Consider the following 20132-nt stretch of genomic DNA (forward strand, 5'->3'; position numbering starts at 1 on the left):
GTATAGTGCTGCATTATTAAATACTTAAATAAAACGTATTGGCTTTTTAAGGCAGATAAGTACTTTTACAACCTACTTATAAAGCCATGTTTAATATACTTTTTTCGATAAATAATGCTACTGTAAGATTTTTGACCAATACATTATTCAATAATCTTACTTTTAAGATAAATAAAGGTGAACACTGGGCATTAATAGGCGAAAGCGGCTCCGGAAAAAGCGCTCTGCTACAAACCATAGCAGGGCGCTTTAATGTAACCGGGGGTACCATCAATTATTATTTCCAGGATGATGTTTCGGGCATACAGGTTGCTGAAAATGGTCAGAATTTACATAGCAAGCTGATATCACTAGTTGAACCAAGGCACCATTTCCGGAATTTATCAAACACTACCGATTTTTATTACCAGCAACGGTATAACTCGTCAGATTCTGAAGATGCCTTAACTGTTGATGATTATTTATCATCGGTTAAAAGTATCCCGCGCCCTGGCATGCGCTGGACTTTGGACAAAATCCTTACCCTGTTAAACCTGCATGCCTTACGCGATAAGCAACTTATCAAGCTCTCCAACGGCGAAACCAAGCGTTTAATGCTGGCTGCCGCCCTGCTCAAAAACCCCATATTACTGTTACTTGATAATCCCTTAACCGGTTTGGACGTAAAAACCAGGCAGGAATTTAATGGCATTATTGAGCAGATCAGCGCGTCTGGTATCAGCATCATCATTGCTACATCGGTACATGAAATTCCCGAAGCTATTACTCATGTTGCCGTTTTAAAAAGTGGGGAGATTATTCACGAAAGTACCCGGGAAGCTTTTAACCCGGAGCTATTTGCCAGCAATGCATCAGACAACATTGATAACCAGGAACTTACTGCGCTGTTAAATATCAATAAAAACCCGGTTGCCTTTAACCAGATAGTGACGATGGATAAGGTCCATATTCAATATGGCGACAAGGTAATATTGGATGATGTAAACTGGCAGATCAAAACGGGCGACAGGTGGGCGCTGCTTGGCCCCAACGGCGCGGGTAAATCAACTTTATTGAGCCTGATTAACGGGGATAACCCGCAGGCCTATGCCAATAACATTATTTTATTTGATAAAAAACGCGGCACAGGCGAAAGTATCTGGGATATTAAAAAGAAGATCGGTTTTGTATCGCCCGAGCTGCACCAGTACTTCCCTACCGATAATAGTTGTTTGCAGGTCATCGAATCGGGGTATTATGATACGTTGGGTTTATTCAGACCCAGTAATAAAGAACGGGCAGATATCGCCTTAAGATGGATGAAAGCGCTGGAGATTGACCGTTATGCCCGCACCCTGTTAAAAAACATCCCTGCAAGCGCCCAGCGTTTATGCTTACTGGCCCGGGCACTGATCAAAAACCCGGCTTTACTTATTTTTGATGAACCCTGCCAGGGTATGGACGATCACCAGCAGCTTCATTTTAAAAACCTGGTGGATACCATTTGCAGCCTGAGCAATGTTACCCTTATTTATGTAACCCACTACCAGCATGAGATCCCCAATAGCGTTGATAAGGTGTTACGGCTCGATAAAGGAAAAGTAACGAGTTAGTGTATATTTTACACTACATACGCTGTAGCATATACCCATCATCCAATGCTCAATATTTCTTAATAGTTAAAGTCAGTTTTATTAATCTGTATCATATTTTTCTTTTAAATACCATTATTTCATTCATTTTGTTCATTACTTTAAACACTATATCCTTATAATAAAACACACGTAATAACCCGTAAATTACTTATTAGTTGAATAGCCGATAAGAATTATTTGCGATTATAAACCTGTGTTTTATGAAGAGCCTTTTACGTTATTTGATATTACTGCTAATCCTGTTTGGTTTACAGGCAGGAAGTGATGTGAAAGCTGCCACAAAATCATGGGCAGGCGGAGCCGCGGGTGATGTATCTAACTGGAATAACGGGGCTAATTGGTCGCCTGCGGGAGTACCTGGTGTTGGTGATGATGTATTCATTGGTTCTCTACTTTTTTTCACCAATCCTCCTATCGTAAATGCCGGGGATAACGTATCCTGTGCGTCTATTACGTTTGGCGTCATACTAACTTTAACCACGGTACCTTTAACGGTGAACGGCACTTTAAATGTAACTACTTCCATTACCCAGCAACCAACTTTATTAATTTCTTATTCGGTTCCATTATCCGGTACCGGTACCCTTAACTGCGCTTCGATACAGATTAACACAACTGCAAACCCTGGTAGTGCTCTATTAGGTATCTTCCCTACCTTAAGTTTTGTAGTAACACTTGCACATTTAAATGTGAGTGGCAATGTAACTGTTAATTCAAGTTCTGTTGTAGCCATTGTTATTCCATTGGGGCAAATTAACGGAACGTTTTCATTAGTAAGCGGAACTACTACTATTGGCGGACAAATACTTACACAAAATACCTTGTTTCGTATACTTGGCCTCAGTACCAATACAGGAATACCCATATTTAGTATCGACCCCGGCACTGGTTCAACTGCTACATTAATACTCACCAATGCCAATCCGATTAATACAACACCCGCTTCCGGATCAACATATGCAGGTTCTATCGATTTTTATAATAGCACAGGAACCGGGCAAGCTACTGTTAATTACGCGTATCCCGGTGCAAGCATACAAACTGTATATGCAACAACCGGTATTAGCAATTTAGACATAAGCCCGGCGTTATACCAAAATTTGACATTTACAAGCACAGGTAATAAACGCCCCAGTGTTTCATCTGGTTTATTAACGGTTGCTGGTAATATTGATAATTCGGCCAGCTCTCCTATTGATTTTGTTACCAATACCAATACCGTTCAACTAACCGGAACAACCCAAACCATTGCCGGGGGCTCTTATGTAAACGCAACCTTGCCGGCATCGCCCACCGGCACCGTGTTCTACAACCTGACCTCATCAGCAGCAACTGCAACCTTAAGCGGCCGTAATGATATAGCCGCGCTGGGCACATTGGCCTTTTTAAAAACTGCCAACACCACCATGAATGTGGATGCCACAGCAACTAACAGTCTTACACTATTATCAAACAGTGGCGGTGATGCCAGCATAGCCAGTTTAAGCGCCGATGCCAGCGCCGTCGCCATCACAGCCACGGTTACCGGCACCATTAACGTGCAACGTTATGTAAAGGGTGGCAACGCCACAACCGGTGCCGGACGCCGCTATATGCTTATTTCCTCACCGGTTGCCAATGCCTCGGCCAGTACGTATAACCTACTACCATTTTTTGCTACTACTTACATCAGCGGTCCAGGTGGCGCAGGCAATGGTTTTGATACCTCGCCCCAAAACAACCCATCCGTTTTTATCTATGACGAAAATGCGCCGCTAACAAGCAACCCCAACTTAGTAACAGGTAATGAATTTAAAGGCTTTGCTACCATTAACGAAACCGTACCCATGGGCAATGGGTTAGAATATTATTTCAGGGGCAGCCGTACAGGCGTGTCAAGTTCCACGGTATTTGTGAGTCCCTTCCCTGCTCCTGATAATGCCACGCTAAATTTTTCGGGCGCCGTATATAAAGGCGCTGGTGCCAGTGGCGCTTTCACCACGAGTATCATTAATTTTCCGGCCACGCCGCCAACTTATTATAGTTCATCTGCGGTTACCCTGTCAAATAATTTATCGTTTGCCAGCTCTGCTCCTACAAAAAAAGGGTTAAACCTGGTAGGTAATCCTTATCCATCAGTTATTGACCTGCACACGGTTTATACCGTTAATGGTAGCCTATATAGATATTATTACATGCTAATCAAGAACGTCACTACCGGGGCCAATAGCTTTTCTACCAAATATGCCACTTATGATGCCTTTGCTAACCTTCCACAAACAGGGGCCAGCAGGTACGCTGTATCCGGGCAGGGCTTTTTTATAACTGTCGCCAATGCAACTTCAACTTTGGTTTTTAATGAAACGATGAAAGCAGCTTATTCATTATATTCTTCTGCCAGCCCAGTATTTAATGTGATACGCAATCCATCGGTAGTAGCTAAAACGTTAGCTGTTAGTCCCGATAAAAACAATGTACAGCAGGCGGCGGTTACTGCTTCTACCGAAACCAATACCAACCAAATACCAAGGCTACGTTTAGAACTGATGCGGGATACCAACGTACTCAACACAGCCGACATCGCCTTTGATAAAAACTCTAAGGCTAAATTTGTACTAGGCGAAGATGCACAATACATAGCAGCATCGGGCCAGGGCGATTTCTTTTATTCACAATCGGCCGATTCTGTGGGTTGTTTTGTCAATTATACCGGTAACCTGGAAAAACTGAAACGCATCAATTTATTTATCGCGTTTTCGAATTTTGGCCAGTACAAGATCACTTCGCCCATTAAATCAAATATCGACGAACGTTATACCATTTATTTAAAAGATAAGTACACCAACGACTCTTTAGACGTAGTGCATAATCCTGTTTATACTTTCAATGTCGATCAAAACGCGGCCAGCTATCCCCGTGACCGTTTTTACCTGAGCATTGGTATTGCCCGGGGGCATGAATATAAACTATTGGGCTTTAGCGGCAATAAAGTAACCAGCGGCATTCAATTAACCTGGAAAACTGATAATGAAAGCAACTTTACAGGTTTCGCGGTTGAAAAAAGCACTAATGGTGGTAAATCATTTGTAGTGATCGACAGCCTGCAATCAACCGGAGCGGGTAGCTATACCTTTACCGATCCCGCACCAGGTACCGGGCAAATCACTTACCGCCTGGCTCAAAGCCTGGTAACCGGTGATACCCAGATGTCAAAAACCCTGGTATTTGATTATAACGGCGATCTGAATATTTTAAAATTCATGGTATATCCCTCCAGCACAGCTGGTGACATCCATATTAAACTGGGCAAAACCTACAGTAATAATATCAAAGTCAACATTATAAGCGCGACCGGCGGCCTGGTAAAAACCCTAACCACTGCCGATACCGATTCTGTACAGGAAAATGTGGGCAACCTTACCAAAGGGCTTTATATTGTAGAGGCTATTGATGTTGCCACAGGCAAACGCATCGGGAGCGCTAAATTTTTCAAACAATAATATATTACTCCTTCAAATTCCGATCATCAAAACATTTAAGTCGTCCGCTACCGGTCAATCCCCGGTATAACGATTAAGCTTCCGTCCGTCAACCTTTTTTGAAAAAATCCTCAAAAAAGACATATTTCATTCATTTTATTCACTGATTAACATGTCTTTAGGGTATAAAAATGAAACTTAAACGAAAATAAATCCGTATAAAGCCTCATTATTATAAGCTTTAATACATTATACATTGCTACTTCTGAATTTCCCAACCCGTTTGCCCAAAACTATCCTGACTGTTATTCTACTTATATTTATACAAAATTGTGCATTTGCCAATATAACTTTTGACTGGAATGGCATTCTTTCTTCGGACTGGACAGTGAAAACCAACTGGACCATTACAGCCAATAACGGTGAAAACACATCAACAGTAAACTATCCCGGTGAAAGTGGTCGCACTACCGATGTGGTACGATTGGGTGTTGCTTTAGGAACCTATCTTAATCAACCTGTTCTGGCTAACAATGTAACCGTATCATCTATTACCTTCGGCAGTAATCAATATGTTCCGCTTTATGTATTAACAGGTACAACAATAACCGGAACCATTTTAACAATTAACGGCGCAACGCTTACCGTATCAGGTGATATTACCCAAAACTACAACTCAAACAGTGTAGTTGGTAGCAGTATTTTTAATGATATAAGAGGAACCGGCACTTTAACCTGTACTAACCTGCAATTCGGCAATACATCCGGAACAGTAAGCAGTCAATCCTTTTTAATATCAGAAATAGCAAACTTTAATATCAATACCAATATCAATATAAACTTGAACGCCAAAGTACAAAACGGCAGCGGCATACGGCTTGAGGGAGGTACGATGACACTAACGGGGCAAATAACGTTTACAAACCGTGGGGTTGTTTCATCAAACTCGGGTTATTTTACCGTTAACGCCCTTACATCTTATAAATCAACCAATACAGTTACCAATCCAACACTTATTCTGAAGAGCACTACCGCTATAGGCACCATGCCCACCCCTTATGCCTCTTGTAATTTTTATGGTGACCATGGTGGTAAAGCAACTATTATTTATCAGGGAACTAATCCACTGATTTATACCTCTGCTTATCCAGGCTTTGGCTCGGGTGGTGGCAACCCTATTGGTACGCCTGCTACCAGCCCTACTTATGACAACCTGGTAATACAGGGTACAGGTACTGCCGTGGTGGGTGGTGCAGGTGGCAGCAACCCTGCTTACTTAACTATTGATTCTACATTAACCACGGCCAGCAATACTACCTTTAATACGGTTAACACCACTACCATCATTGGCGTTGTAAACGGCGCTACCGGTGCCAAATGGACAAACAACACAGGCGTAACCGTTACCGGAGGCGCGGGTACTATTGATATTAATGGCTCCCTAAGCAATGCAGGAACCATGACCATGGGTACAGGTAACTTAACCATTGCTAAAGATTATACAAACGCAGGCGTATTTACACCCAATACCACAGCGCTTATCACTTTTGATGGCACAGCCGCTCAAACTTTAATTGACAACACCACGGCAGGTACAAAATTTAATAATGTAACTTTTACTAACGGCACAACCGGAGCGACCAGCAAACGGATGAAATTAAATAGTCATTTTTTTGTGAACCCGACCTACACCATCAATGTGAACGGATCGGGGATACTGACGGTTGAGAATACGCCTTCCACCTATACATCGGCCTTAACCCTCCTGTCCACTTCAACCGGCGATGCCAGTATCGGTAACCTTACCGCCGGGGCCATTGCGGGTAAAATTGACGTACAGCGTTTTATAACGGGCGGGGCTCGCAGATATATGCTTATTTCATCGCCGGTTGCCGATACGACCAATACGGCTATAAGTGCAACCTCCAACAGCTACAGTCTGAAACCGATCATATTACCGGGTGCGGCGGGTACCAGCACTATAGTTACCGGATTAAATGGCTCTGTTAATGGTTTTGACAGCGCACCAGCTACCAATAATAGTCCTTCTGTTTTTGTTTACAATGAAAACGCGCCGGGGTCTGCTAACCAAAATCAGGTGGCAGGCAATGAGTATAAAGGGCTTACGAATACCAGTGTGTCTATACCCATGGGTAACGGCATATTACTTTATTACAGGGGAAGCCGGGCTTTGTTAAACTCAACCACCGGCGCACCATTTGTAAAACCCTTCCCTGCTGCCGATGATGGCACATTAACATTCTTTGGTTCGGTTATTAAAGGTACAACCGCCACCAACTCCCCCATGACGCCTAATATCATCAATTTACCGACTACTAATGCAGCAGATGCCTCAACCTACCCTTTAACAGGCACAACCTACAACCTCACTACTTTATCGTTCAGTAGCACGGTTCCTTCCAAAAAGGGATATAACCTGGTAGGTAACCCCTATGCCTCTGTTATCGATCTGGCCAAAGTTGGCGCCGGTAACACTACTTTAAAGTTTTATTATCTACTCATTAAAAATGCCTCAACCGGGCCAAATAGTTCATCTACACGGTTTGTGTTATGTAATACAACCACCCTTAATTCACCTGTTATAGGGACCGGGGGTAGTCAATATGTATTGTCAGGGCAAGGCTTTTTCGTGGTTGCACCTGCTGCCAGTACCAAGATAACTTTTGACGAAAGCATGAAAGTACCTTATTCAAGCTATAGCAACACTACACCGCCCATATTTAATGTAAAAAAGGGAGGGCCCGCTGTTGTAAAAACCCTGGCTGTTAACGGAGGGAAGGATAATAAACAGGCAACAGCTTCATTAAGCACGGAAGCAGCAACAATCAATACCAGCACTACACCATGGGTACGATTAGATATGATGCAGGATTCCAGTACTTTTAGCTCTACCGATATCTATTTTGACAAAACCGCCCAAGCTAAATTTGTTCCCGGTGAGGATGCTCCCTATTTAGCATCATCTGGCCAGGGGAATTTCTTTTTTTCGCAGACTGCCGATTCGATAGGATGTTTTGCCAATTATACTACCGGACTGGAAAAACTGAAGCGGATAAACCTTTTTATCGCCTATACAAATTATGGTACTTACAAACTTACCGCACCTATTAAACAAAATATTGACGAACGTTATACCATTTTTTTAAAGGATAAATTCACCAATGATTCTTTAGATGTGGTGCATAATGCCGAATACACTTTCAATGTAACCACCGCCCCGGCCAGTTATGCGCGCGACAGGTTTTACTTAAGTATTGGCATAGCCTCCGGGCACGAATATAAATTACGCGACTTTAATGGCGCTAAACAAGCAAGGGGGATAAAACTCACCTGGCAAACTGATAATGAAAGCAATTCAACCACCTTCGTTGTTGAAAAAAGCACTAATGGGGGTAATTCATTTATAGCTATCGATAGCTTACGATCAACCGGTGCAGGCAGTTATAACTATACCGATATGACGCCGGGCGGCGGACAGGTATTTTATCGTTTAAAACAGCAATTAGTAACAGATCGGGTAGATGTTTCAAAAAGCTTAGCCTTTAATTATCTCAACACAAAACCTTTAACATTTATTGTTTACCCCAGTACTGCTTCACAGAGTATAAATATTAACTTTGGTAAAACTTATAGCAATTCCATTAAAGTGAGTATTGCAACTGCTTCCGGAGGTCTTGTAAAAACCATAACAGTAAGTAATACCAATTATCTACAACAAAATATTGGTAACCTGTTGAGCGGACTTTACGTAATAGAGGCAGTTGACGAGTCTACCGGAAAAAGGATCGGTAGCGCTAAGTTTTATAAACAATAACATCACCATGAAATTATCAGCCTTTGTAAAAACTATTTATAAATTTTTACCGGGGATATGTCTTTTATTGATCAGCTCCAACAGTTTTGCCCAATCAAACCCGGGCGGTGGTCTTTGCGACGGAAATGATGGTGGACCAGACGGTTGCCCCCTGGATACCTGGGTAATTGTATTGGTGGTGATGGCCGTTATTTTTGCTGTTGCCCATCTGTACCGCCAAAAAAAATCCCTTCAGGCTTAACACCTAAAGGGATCATCATTATATTTTTTTTCTTGCAGGAATGAATGTGAATGTGTTATTCGCCTTATGCTTTGCGCATTTGTGACGGGCTGATCTGGTTTACTTGTAGTTGTTTCAATACGCCATCAACCACTTTAGGTAATTCATCAAGTGTTTTTTGCGGATTGTGCAACTCGCCTACACCAAACCCGCGCCATACGATACGGCCGGTGTTACGGTCAATCAGATCAATGATAAGGGTACCTTCTTTGTAGGGAACACGGGCATAAGTGCCGCCGCCGTACCCATACGGGTAACCCCAGCCGCCCCAGCCACCGTAGTAGCCATAAAATCCGCGGGATCTCCAGCCCCAACCCCAGCCCCAGCCACCCCAGCCGCCCCAACCGAAGCCGCCATAGTAAGCCGGATAAAATTCAGTTTTAACACCTCTGCCGGTTATGGTAGAATAGCTCACCAACAGATCGGGATTGTTTTCCTGTAATCTTAAGCCTTTAGTTTGTAATGCCGCGATAGTGGCATCTTTCACCCTTTCATCAGCGATCTCTTTTTTTACAACACCGCCAGCCTTATGACTTGTTTCGGGCGCTACCCAGGCAAATGTACGGTAAGATGAGAGATCGGTTTTGTTGCGGGCTGCTGTGTAGTAATTGTAACTGCTGCAAGCAGACAGGGCCGAAACCAGCAATATTGCCAGCCCTGTGTACATAGTTCTTTTCATAGTTAATTCACTCCCTTATATTTATTCATTAGACTATTGAGTAAACAAAGGTTTAATTTAAATAATTATTTATTTAAATTGACTAACTGAGCGTACAACTTTTCTGTAGGCAGGCCTACAACGTTGGTATAAGAGCCGTTAATCCGCTCAATACCTATTAAACCAATACGTTCCTGGATGCCGTACGAGCCGGCTTTATCAAGCGGGTTATATTCAGCAACGTAACTCTCGATCTCCTGGCTATTTAGCTTACGGAAAAACACTTCGGATACATCAAAGAAGTTATTATAAAGCCCCTTATACAGCAAACAAACCCCGGTAATAACCTGGTGTACTTTGCCCGATAAGGTTTTGAGCATTTCAATGGCATGTTCCGGTGTTTCGGGCTTACCTAATATGAGGCCATTTATACTAACAATGGTGTCGGCGGTAAGTACAACCTCGTCGGTTACAGTACCATCAAATGCTTCAGCTTTTTTACGGGCGATGTACACCGCTATCTCCTGTGGTGTTAAACCTTCAGGATATGATTCATCCACGTCCTTTAAAACAACCTCAAACTCCATATCCATCAACCTGAGCAGATCCTGCCTGCGGGGCGATTTTGATGCCAAAATGATCTTGGGAATATTGTGCATTTGCTTTATGTTTATCTTTAGTCCATGGACCATAGACGATAGACCATGAATATTTGTGAGTGCTATGGACTATGGTCTATCGACCATTGACCTCCCCCCCTTACCAGCTATAAGCCTGCTCGCTCATCCACTTGTCCTGCACTTTAAGCACTTTTTCGATAATATCGCGGGCGCAGCCTTTGCCACCGCCATAAGGCGATACATAAGTGCTTACCGCTTTTATTTCTTCAACCGCATCAGCCGGGCAAACCGGTAAACCAGCCAGTTTCATCACCTCCAGATCGGGGATATCATCCCCCATGTATAAAACATTGGTGGCAATAATGGCTTTTTCTTCGAGGTATATTTTAAAGCGTTGTGATTTGGTATGCGTACCCATGTAAACATCCTGAATGCCCAGGCTGTTTAAACGGTATATGGCGCTTTTTGACCGGCTGCCCGATATGGCACATACGTTATATCCGCATTTAACGGCCAGTTGCAGGGCATATCCATCTTTGATGTTAAAGGCCCGGCTTTGCTCCCCGCTGTCTGTCACAAAAACAGAACCATCGGTAAGCACGCCGTCCACATCAAAAATAAACGTGGTAATATCTTTTAATTTTTGTAGAAATGATTCCACCGGTAATTAATTATTGAATTAGTGAATTATTGAGTTAACCAATTTAAATGCAAACTGCTAACTAAAAACTGCTAACTGAAATACTATTGATTATCGCGCCATTCGTAAACCCAGGCCGATTGGATCTGCTCCAGGTGCCCTTCATTTGATTCGGCCTTTGTACCGGCAAAGTTGGGTAATGATAAAACCCATTCCAGCAATTCGGTAAAACGGATACGGTATATTTTTGATTCGTCAAAATCATCACCAAACTTTTCATAAAGTTCAATAGCGATGTCTTCGTAATCATTCCAGTGAATAGGTAAGGCAAATTTATTGTCGCTCATTTTTTTTGTTGTACGTTTTACGTGGTACGTTATACGTTCTTTTATATTCTTATGTTTATCGGTCTTCTACGTAAAACGTATAACATTAAACGTAAAACCTCAATTAATGCCCCAGGAATTGTGACTGATCTGGCAGGGTTACTTCTATATCACCGTCAACTATTACACACTGGCAACCCAGACGCGAGTTGATACGCGGATTTACAGCCCTGTCAATAAAATCTTCCTCTTTATCAGATATCTCCTGAATGTTATCCATCCCTTTATTTACGTAAACGTGGCAGGTACTGCATCCGCAAACACCGCCGCAATTATGCTGTAGCTCTATGCCGTTCTCCAGGCAAACATCCAATACAGATTCTCCTTCGGCTATAGGCAGTTCAATTGGTTCGTGCCCTTTTTCCTCGAAATTTATCTTTACTTTAAAAACGTTCATTTAGGCAAAAGTAACAAAATTACTTGTCCCCGTGCCCTCCATTATTGTTTTTGATAATACCCTGACTTAATAACGTATAGATCTCCTGCAAATATGCCTCACCGTTAAGCATTTGCAGATGAGCATCCATCGTAACAACATCATTTCGTACGGCAGGCCCGGTTTGCACGCTTGCGGGTAGCTGTGTCTGTACTTTTTGAGCTGTTTCCAGTATCAGGGGTTTCAGCATATCAAAGTTCATTTGATGCCCGGCCAGCAACTGTTGCGCTACGGTATACAGATAATTAGGGAAATTACAGGCAAATACTGCGGCCAGATGCAATATTTTACGATCGGCAGAGTTAACATGGTAGATATTATTACTGATGGTTGCGGCCAGTTGTTCCAGATTGGTTTTGATATGGTCATTAGCCGCTTCAATACATAATGGTACGGTCCAAAAATCAACCTCTTTGATTTTGCTAAAGGTTTGCAACGGATATAACACCCCCGCATTATCTGTAAAAACCAGCATATCATTTAAATTGGTTGAACCAGATGTGTGTACAATGAGTTTTTGATACCCGGCCAGCGCCTTTACCATTTCTATGATGGCATCGTCCTTAACAGAAATGATAAACATATCGGTGTCCGGACTTATAACAGGCAGGTTATCAATAGCCTCTGCCCCCACGTGATAGGCTAGCATGGCAGCATGCTGGGCATCACGGCTATAAACCTGTATGATGCGATGGCCCGCGTTTTTTAATGCGGCAGCCAGGTGTGTGGCTACGTTGCCCGATCCTATTAAGGTTATACGCATACTATTTTTATAATTTAATATTCTGTAAACTATTGTAATTTAAATATTTCTGTATTTTAGCGATCATCATCTATATCTATCTATTCCCCTATGAAAATACTTAAGGTAAGTATAATCATTATCGTATTTCTGGCAGGAGCCTCTGCATTGATATTATATGGTTTTTACGAATATAACAATAAGGAAAAAGAAGTTTTAACCGCCGCCGATCGCAAAAATATCGACGGCAAATTTATTAAATTAAGTAAGGGCATCACACATTATCAACTCGAAGGACCAGAAAATGGTGAAGTGGTGATATTAGTTCATGGCTTTAGCGTTCCGTATTATATCTGGGATGGCACCTATGAATTCCTGGTAAAGAACGGCTACAAAGTACTGCGTTATGATATGTACGGCCGGGGTTATTCGGACAGACCAGCAACAGTCTATAATAAAGAATTATATAACACCCAATTATTGGACCTGATAACCGCTCTGAAACTGCAAGGCCATGTAAACCTGGCCGGTATATCATTTGGCGGCGAACTGGTGACCAATTTTGCCTGTGAACACCCGGACATCATCAATAAAGTAATATTGATAGATCCCGCGTATGAAGGTCTTAAGCCCAGTGCTCCCCGCTATTTTACCCTGTATAACGAGGGGGTGAATTCCAATAAACGGGCAAAGGACCAGCTAAATGATTTCCTGTACCCTAAAGAACATCCGGGATGGGTAAAACGCTATCTGCCACAGATGGAGTATAAAGGTTTCCGGCATGCGCTGGTATCAACTATGTATGATTATGACCAGCACGGAAGGCAAAGCAATATATGCCTCAACAATGCCAATAAACCCGTATTACTGATCTGGGGCGAAAAAGACGGCACCGTACCCTTCCGTTATAGCGATTCTATCCGCAGTGTGCTCAAGGTTGATTTTTTTCCGGTTGCAGGGGCGGCTCACCTGCCATCTGTTGAAAAACCTGATACGGTAAATAACAAAATATTATCATTCCTGAAACAGGGATAAGAATTAGCAACGGTAATATCGCGCTAACTTTATCTTTTGACTATATTTTTCAGTTCCCTCCCCACGGGAGGGGTGCGATGGATTGTGTTGTAGCAGGGAGGGGGTTTAAAACTTGCATCTGCAGAAACCCCTTCCTTCCCTTCCCGAGGGAAGGAATCGCACTATGCCTTGGCTCTTTATTTGAAGATTTATATTTTCTAAAGTCCTCTCTCCCGATAGCTATCGGGATGGAGAGGGCTTGGGTAAGGTTTTAAACTACCTTCAATTCCTTTTTCCTTCGCAGTATCGACATAAAGAAACCGATCACCATAATGATAGTGCCTGCCCAGAAGAAGTTGATGTATGGAAACTGGATGGCCTTCATCACAATAAATTTCTTTTTGCTTTCGGGCTGCTGATATACCATGATCTCTACTTTCTTATTCTCGGGTATTACCTTGCTGAAACGCAGTTTCAAGCCGGCATCATCAACCTTGCGGGCAAAATCAAATACGTTGCCGTTTTTGATCATATACACTGGCACCACATTGTAATGGTTACCGTGCGATACTACTTCCAGGTTGGCGCCGATAGCCACATCGCTGTCGCTCAGTGGGATGTTTTGTACTTTGGCTTCTTTGTTCAGGCCTTTTACTAAAATATAGCCGTCGCGATATTTGATGGTATCGCCCGGGGCTACTGTGTGACTTACCGGCGTATCGTAGTTCTTATCATCGTCTGCCTCGTCATGAGCGCTTTCGGCACCGCCTTCTGTAGCGCTGATAGCGTTCGACATGGTGATATGCGTATACATGTCATGGAACAGGTAATGCTTGGTATCTGGCGATGAAGCCAGCTGACCTTTATTTACCTGAACTTTTGGTTTCAGCACAAACTCATTGGTTACTTTGCCATTGGCATCCACCTCTTTGTAATCAACCTTAAAAAAATGATTTGGGGCCGAGATCGAGTCGCCGGTGTAGGTTACCAGGAAGTTGCCCATTTTTACGGGCTGATTGCGGTAAACGATGATATTTTCGCGTGGATTCTGCTCTTTGGCAAACTCAGGCGAAAAACCTTCGCCGGTGTTGTTGATAGATATCACATTGGTGGTACCCGCGGCAATCAGCGCGCCTACCAATAGTAAACCAAAACCAATATGCGCTACGGCCGATCCGGCCAGTTTGAATTTACCTTTTAAAGCATCAGCCAGTATTTTCGCATTAGCCACTACCGAATATACCGAACCCCACATCACCAGGATAAACACCGCGTTTAATTTGTAAACACCGGTTGCATACACTACCAACGCAGTTATTAATGCCGCGAAAAGCAGATACAGGCCTGTGGTGATAAAAAAGCGGGTAACATCCGTTTTCTTGTATTTTAAAAATTGGGTAAAGCCGGTGAGTATGGTTACTACAAAAGCAAACGACGACTGGATAACATTGTAATGTTTAATTATATCAGATGGCGGCGCTATTTTGGTACCAAACATAGCATTCCATACCGGTACGGAAGTTACCACCAGCAAATGGAAGCATGACAGGCCCAAAAATACCGAACCTACAAACATCCAGAACTCGCGCGAATAAGTGTCTTCGTCTTTTTTGGTGATGGGTAGCTGTTTCCAGCGGGCCACCAGTAATACAACCGATAGCACAAGGAATATCAACACCCCGATAACTAACTGCCAGAACATGCCATTATCGGTAAAGGAGTGTACCGAAGTATCGCCTAAAATACCGCTGCGCGACAGGAACGACGAGTACCATACCAGCACAAAGCTAATGAGCACTAAAAAAGTAGCGGTAAAGTAAGAGTGACCAGTATTTTTATATACAATGAGTACGTGTAAGGCCGCCACCATGGTGATCCAAGGGAAGATAGAGGCATTCTCTACCGGATCCCAGGCCCAGAAACCATCAAAATTCAGCGACTCATATGCCCAGAACGAGCCCATGATAACACCCGTACCCAATATCATACAGGCAAATAGGGTGTATGGTATAGCGGGTGCAACCCAGTCTTTATAACGTTTTTGCCAAAGACCAGCTACCGCGTAAGCAAAAGGTACCACCATAGAAGCAAAACCCAGGAACAGCGTAGGCGGGTGAATAATCATCCAATAGTTTTGCAGGGATGGGTTCATGCCCTGTCCGTCTTTTATAAAGGAAAGATAATCGGGGCTTTGGAAGATAGGCGCTTCGAGCGCTTTACGTAACAGCAGGAAAGGCGAGCTACCGATGCGCGTACCTAATATCTCCACACCCAGTACCATAGTAGCTAAAACTATCTGAGAAAAGGCAATCACCGTCATCACGGGGCGTTCCCATGATTTGGCCCGCCAGATCAGGATATTACCTAAAACCGCCTGCCAGAAGGTCCACAACAGAAAGCCTCCCTCCTGTCCATTCCAAAAACCCGATACAATGTAGTAAACCGGTAGCGAGCGCGAGGTATAAGCCCAGGCGTAATGATACTCGAAATAGTGGTTATAAATAACATAGAACAGGCATACGCCCATGCCCAGTATAGAGACAGAATTGATATAAAAACCGATGCGGCCCAGGCGCTGCCATGAGCTGTCATTTTTGCCTGCATCCTCGGTAGTGGCAAAATAATAGCTTATAAACGATAAAAGAGCCGCGCCAAAAGAAAGAACGATAAAAAACTGACCTATCTGGCCGGGTAAAAGGTGTTCACCTTTAAAAACTGTATCCATATTTTAGCTTCAAGAGTCGAGAATCAAGAGACAAGAATCAAGAGGAACAAACAACGGGTTCTTGACTCTTGATTCTCACCTCTTGACTCTTCTTATATACTGGCCTGCGTGGCCTTTACTTCTGTAATTTCTAACTTGTCCTGAGTGTATTTAGAAGGGCATTTCATCAGGATCTTGGAGGCATGAAACTCCTGGCCAACCATGGTACCGGTTAATACGAGCTGCTCGCTGCGCTCAAAATCTTCGGGTTTGGTACCTGTAAAAACCACCTTACGCTCCTCGCCTTTATTATCCTTCATGTAAAATGAAAAGTAATTGGCATCCCTAGTGGCATCATAATACAACTTTTTTGTTGTGTTCAGGTGCCCTACAATATGCAGTTCGCTGGTAGTTTTTTGCGCGTCGCTAAAAGAACCATAGGTACTGGAGTTGGAGTAAACACTAATGATAACCGCTATAGCGATGGCTATAACTACAAGACCAAAAATTGCACTTTTCTTCATTCCGAGGCTTATATATTATAAAATAGTATGCAAAAATACAAAACATAGCGCTAATAAAGTTTTTTACAAGCCATATGTGCTATTTAGAATTATTCTTGATAGATAAAAGGATCAAGATGTAAGAGTCAGGAATCAAGATTTTTATGGAACGCGGGGTTGACTCACCCTGATTACGCTGCGCCTATCACGGAAACGAGGAGACTGCAATTCTCTATCCCCACGCGTCATTGCGAAGCGTGGACAACCGACCGGAGGGAGTTCATTAATACCTATTAAAAAATTAGCAACATTAATAATCCCTAAAATACAGAGCGGCTCTACAAATAGGGGATTGCCACGTCGTTCCTCCTCGCAATGACGCGTGTTGGATACTTTTGGTATATTTACCTAAAGCTAAAAACCATGAGTAACGAATGCAGACTAAGATTGGAATGGGTGCCAGAGGCATATAAAGAGGATGATAAGACTTCTCCCCAACCCGTTTCTTCGGCGCAGAAATTAATTAAATCATTGGTGAGAGAAGGCCAAAGCTTGAAAATCAGTAAAAGAAAATATAAAAGATAGATTGCATAGCTACGAGATTGCTTCGTCGTTCCTCCTCGCAATGACATAGTAGAACTATTCAAACAAAAAAAGGGCGGATTTTTCAATCCGCCCTTTACATAATGACATATTTTTATTTACGGCCAAACACCAAGGTTTTGGTATGATACGGCTATTTTGTTGATAGCGCCTACCATGGCTGCACTGCGCAGGGTGTCGATCTTAGGATTGTTTTTGTAGGTCTCCCTGATCTCGTGGTATGAGCGGATCATGGTATCTTCCAGTCCGGAATTTACCAGTTCCAGTTCAGACGCGCCTTTAATAATGGTTGAACGCTGCATTGGGGTTAATGAAGTACCGGTGATGCCTTCTACCATGTTTACCAGGTTAAGGTTGGAGTTTTCTTCAAACCTGCGGTTCATACGACCAAAAGCCACGTGGCTCAGGTTCTTTAACCATTCAAAGTATGATACAGTTACACCGCCGGCGTTGGCATACATATCCGGGATGATCAAACCGCCATTGGCATAAAATATAGCCTCGGCTTCTGGTGATGTTGGACCGTTAGCACCTTCGGCGATGATTTTTGCCTGTATGTTACGGATGTTATATTCGGTGATCTGGTTTTCCAGCGCGGCCGGTACCAGGATATCGCATGGCTGCTCCAGGCCTTCCATGGTATTGGTAAACTCGCGCAGGGCGCCTGCATAGCCTAAAATAGAACCAGTTGCTTTACGGTGCTGGAACACAGCTTCGATGTCCAATCCGTCTTCGTTATAGATAGCGCCTTCAAACTCGCACAGGCCAACAATGATGGCACCAAACTCAGCTAAAAATTTAGCCGAATAGTAGCCCACATTACCCAGACCCTGTACAATTACTCTTTTACCTGCTAAACCTGGCAACAAGCCCAGTTTCTGCATATCCTCGCCAACGCTTACACACTCACGGATGGCAATAGCCACACCACGACCGGTAGCTTCACGGCGACCCGCGATACCATGTAACGCGATAGGTTTACCGGTAACGGCACCCATAGCATCCAGCTGACCAGGGTTCATGGTAGCATAGGTATCAGCAATCCAGCTCATTTCGCGCTCGCCCGATCCATAATCAGGGGCAGGTACGTCAATACTGGGGCCAATAAAGTTTTTCTTGATCAATTCAACTGTGTAACGGCGGGTGATGTTTTCCAGCTCGCTTACATTGTAGTTTTTTGGGTTTATTTTGATACCGCCTTTAGCGCCGCCAAACGGAACGTTCACAATAGCGCATTTGTAGGTCATTAAAGCGGCCAATGCCATTACCTCATCCTCATTCACCATTTCGCTGTAACGGATACCGCCTTTGGTTGGCGATTGGTGGTGTGAGTGCTCTACCCTCCAAGCGTCGATCACCTCAAAACCATTACCCCTGCGGATAGGGAAACGGAAGCGGTAAACACTGTTACATGATTTAATCTGGTCTAATAAACCAGCATCGTGTTTAGTAAACTGCGCTGCGTAATCGAAGTTTTTACATACGTCGCCAAAGAAGTGGGTATCCTGGTCAGCGACTAAAATATTCGTAGCCATAATTGTTATATAAATATTAAACTCTTAAAAAAGTGCACAAATTTGGTACAATTTTTATCAATATCGCAAATATTTTATTGTTAGTGTTTCAGATACACCTTATAACAACGGTACAAAAACCATGTTTAAACAAGATAGGCAAATTATTTGAACTATTTTTCTTTTTCGATTTTTTTTAATCGACGGTCCATCGAGAACAGATAAAGGGCCAATCCGGCAAAAATAATGACTATAGTAAGTATTACAACGTATATTTTGCCCGAGCTGCGCAAGGCGTCGGCCATTTCAACCTGCTGTGCTTGTTGCGCCATAACAGCAGTACAACTCATCAGCAGCAATAACGAAAAGATCAATTTCTTCATATTAATTGTCATTCTTTTTATTCTCAACTAAACGGATACGATAACGGAGGGTGGCTATCCAAAGCGCTATAAAACTCCAGCCTAACAGGGCCGGGTAAAAGGCTATTTTCATACCGTTATCCAGGTCATATTTTCCAAATGCGGGGTTACCCCCGCTTCCCGGGTGCAGGGAGTCCGTCATCCGGGGTAAAATAAATATCAGCACAATCATGATCGGGAAGGCGAAAATGTTGTAAATGGCCGATATTTTGGCACGCTTCTGCTCCTCGTCTATCGAGTTGCGTAACACGATATAGGCACAGTATAGCAGAAAAGCTATCGCGGCGCTGTTTTGTTTAGGATCACCGCTCCAAAACTCGCCCCAGGTATATTTTGCCCACAGCATGCCGGTTAACAGGCCAAGCGAGTAAAACAGCAGTCCTGTGTTTACACACTCTACAGCGGCCAGGTCATGCTCTTCTTTACCCGAGCTTAGGTATTTGATGCTAAAATATACAGATACCACAAAAACCGTGAGCATCCCCATCCACATAGGAACGTGAAAATATAAATTACGGATGGTTTCGTGAATGATCTGTAGGCGGGGTACCTTAAACAATAAACCGGTAATAAAGGTGGATAACACCATTAAAACGGCTATCACTTTCCACCATGTTTGATAAATAAACTTCATATTGATTGATGGGCAAATGTAGTGAATTTGATTATCATTAGATCATTGA

Annotated in this window: 16 protein-coding genes; 5 read left to right on the forward strand and 11 right to left on the reverse strand. The window is 43.1% G+C overall.

The genetic code is table 11. The features are described 5' to 3' along the window. The first annotated feature begins 86 nt into the window (after positions 1–86). The 4 genes from BLR84_RS14130 to BLR84_RS14145 all read left to right on the forward strand — a co-directional run bounded on the left by BLR84_RS14130 (position 87) and on the right by BLR84_RS14145 (position 9168). Positions 87–1592 (forward strand): ATP-binding cassette domain-containing protein, encoded by a 1506-nt coding sequence (locus BLR84_RS14130; RefSeq protein ID WP_090468929.1) that lies wholly within the window; start codon positions 87–89, stop codon positions 1590–1592. 242 nt (positions 1593–1834) lie between these two features. Further along, positions 1835–5113 carry a T9SS type A sorting domain-containing protein gene (locus tag BLR84_RS14135; protein ID WP_090468931.1) on the forward strand — a complete coding sequence of 1093 codons (3279 nt, stop codon included), beginning with the start codon at positions 1835–1837 and terminating at the stop codon, positions 5111–5113. A 235-nt stretch (positions 5114–5348) separates the two neighbouring features. Further along, on the forward strand, positions 5349–8927 hold the full coding sequence (locus BLR84_RS14140) for a T9SS type A sorting domain-containing protein (protein WP_143013903.1): 3579 nt from the start codon (positions 5349–5351) through the stop codon (positions 8925–8927). A gap of 7 nt (positions 8928–8934) precedes the next feature. Next, positions 8935–9168, forward strand: coding sequence for a hypothetical protein (locus BLR84_RS14145; RefSeq protein ID WP_090468933.1), 234 nt, complete (start codon positions 8935–8937; stop codon positions 9166–9168). Between the two features lie 64 nt (positions 9169–9232). Here BLR84_RS14145 and BLR84_RS14150 read toward each other — a convergent pair whose 3' ends face one another. The 6 genes from BLR84_RS14150 to BLR84_RS14175 form a co-directional block, all read right to left on the reverse strand. After that, positions 9233–9886 (reverse strand): DUF4136 domain-containing protein, encoded by a 654-nt coding sequence (locus BLR84_RS14150; RefSeq protein WP_090468935.1) that lies wholly within the window; start codon positions 9884–9886, stop codon positions 9233–9235. A 65-nt stretch (positions 9887–9951) separates the two neighbouring features. Further along, positions 9952–10524: a Maf family protein gene (locus BLR84_RS14155; protein ID WP_176852065.1), complete on the reverse strand. Its 573-nt coding sequence runs from the start codon at positions 10522–10524 to the stop codon at positions 9952–9954. Between the two features lie 100 nt (positions 10525–10624). Continuing rightward, positions 10625–11146 carry a KdsC family phosphatase gene (locus BLR84_RS14160; protein ID WP_090468938.1) on the reverse strand — a complete coding sequence of 174 codons (522 nt, stop codon included), beginning with the start codon at positions 11144–11146 and terminating at the stop codon, positions 10625–10627. 83 nt (positions 11147–11229) lie between these two features. Continuing rightward, positions 11230–11472, reverse strand: a complete 243-nt coding sequence (iscX, locus tag BLR84_RS14165) for a Fe-S cluster assembly protein IscX (RefSeq protein ID WP_090468940.1) — start codon at positions 11470–11472, stop codon at positions 11230–11232. A 103-nt stretch (positions 11473–11575) separates the two neighbouring features. After that, the gene (locus tag BLR84_RS14170) at positions 11576–11908 is read right to left on the reverse strand and encodes a 2Fe-2S iron-sulfur cluster-binding protein (protein ID WP_090468941.1); all 333 of its coding nucleotides are present in this window, start codon (positions 11906–11908) and stop codon (positions 11576–11578) included. Between the two features lie 19 nt (positions 11909–11927). Continuing rightward, the gene (locus BLR84_RS14175) at positions 11928–12749 is read right to left on the reverse strand and encodes a Rossmann-like and DUF2520 domain-containing protein (protein ID WP_369829182.1); all 822 of its coding nucleotides are present in this window, start codon (positions 12747–12749) and stop codon (positions 11928–11930) included. Between the two features lie 51 nt (positions 12750–12800). Between BLR84_RS14175 and BLR84_RS14180 the strand changes: the two genes are divergently transcribed. Further along, entirely contained in the window at positions 12801–13724 is a 924-nt protein-coding gene (locus tag BLR84_RS14180) for an alpha/beta fold hydrolase (protein WP_090468945.1), read from the forward strand. A gap of 250 nt (positions 13725–13974) precedes the next feature. Here the strand turns inward: BLR84_RS14180 and ccsA (BLR84_RS14185) are convergent, their stop codons facing one another. From ccsA (BLR84_RS14185) to ccsA (BLR84_RS14210), 5 genes are all read right to left on the reverse strand, one after another. After that, positions 13975–16428 (reverse strand): cytochrome c biogenesis protein CcsA, encoded by a 2454-nt coding sequence (ccsA, locus tag BLR84_RS14185; protein WP_090468946.1) that lies wholly within the window; start codon positions 16426–16428, stop codon positions 13975–13977. A 92-nt stretch (positions 16429–16520) separates the two neighbouring features. Beyond that, positions 16521–16931: a cytochrome c maturation protein CcmE domain-containing protein gene (locus BLR84_RS14190; protein ID WP_090468949.1), complete on the reverse strand. Its 411-nt coding sequence runs from the start codon at positions 16929–16931 to the stop codon at positions 16521–16523. A gap of 680 nt (positions 16932–17611) precedes the next feature. Then, on the reverse strand, positions 17612–19048 hold the full coding sequence (locus BLR84_RS14200) for a Glu/Leu/Phe/Val family dehydrogenase (RefSeq protein WP_090468954.1): 1437 nt from the start codon (positions 19046–19048) through the stop codon (positions 17612–17614). Positions 19049–19200: 152 nt separating this feature from the next. Next, entirely contained in the window at positions 19201–19410 is a 210-nt protein-coding gene (locus BLR84_RS14205; protein WP_143013904.1) for a CcmD family protein, read from the reverse strand. A 1-nt stretch (position 19411) separates the two neighbouring features. Next, entirely contained in the window at positions 19412–20083 is a 672-nt protein-coding gene (gene ccsA / locus BLR84_RS14210) for a cytochrome c biogenesis protein (protein WP_255366941.1), read from the reverse strand. Positions 20084–20132 lie beyond the last annotated feature (49 nt).

This window comes from Mucilaginibacter sp. OK268, assembly GCF_900103125.1.
In the GTDB taxonomy this organism is placed as follows: Bacteria; Bacteroidota; Bacteroidia; order Sphingobacteriales; family Sphingobacteriaceae; genus Mucilaginibacter.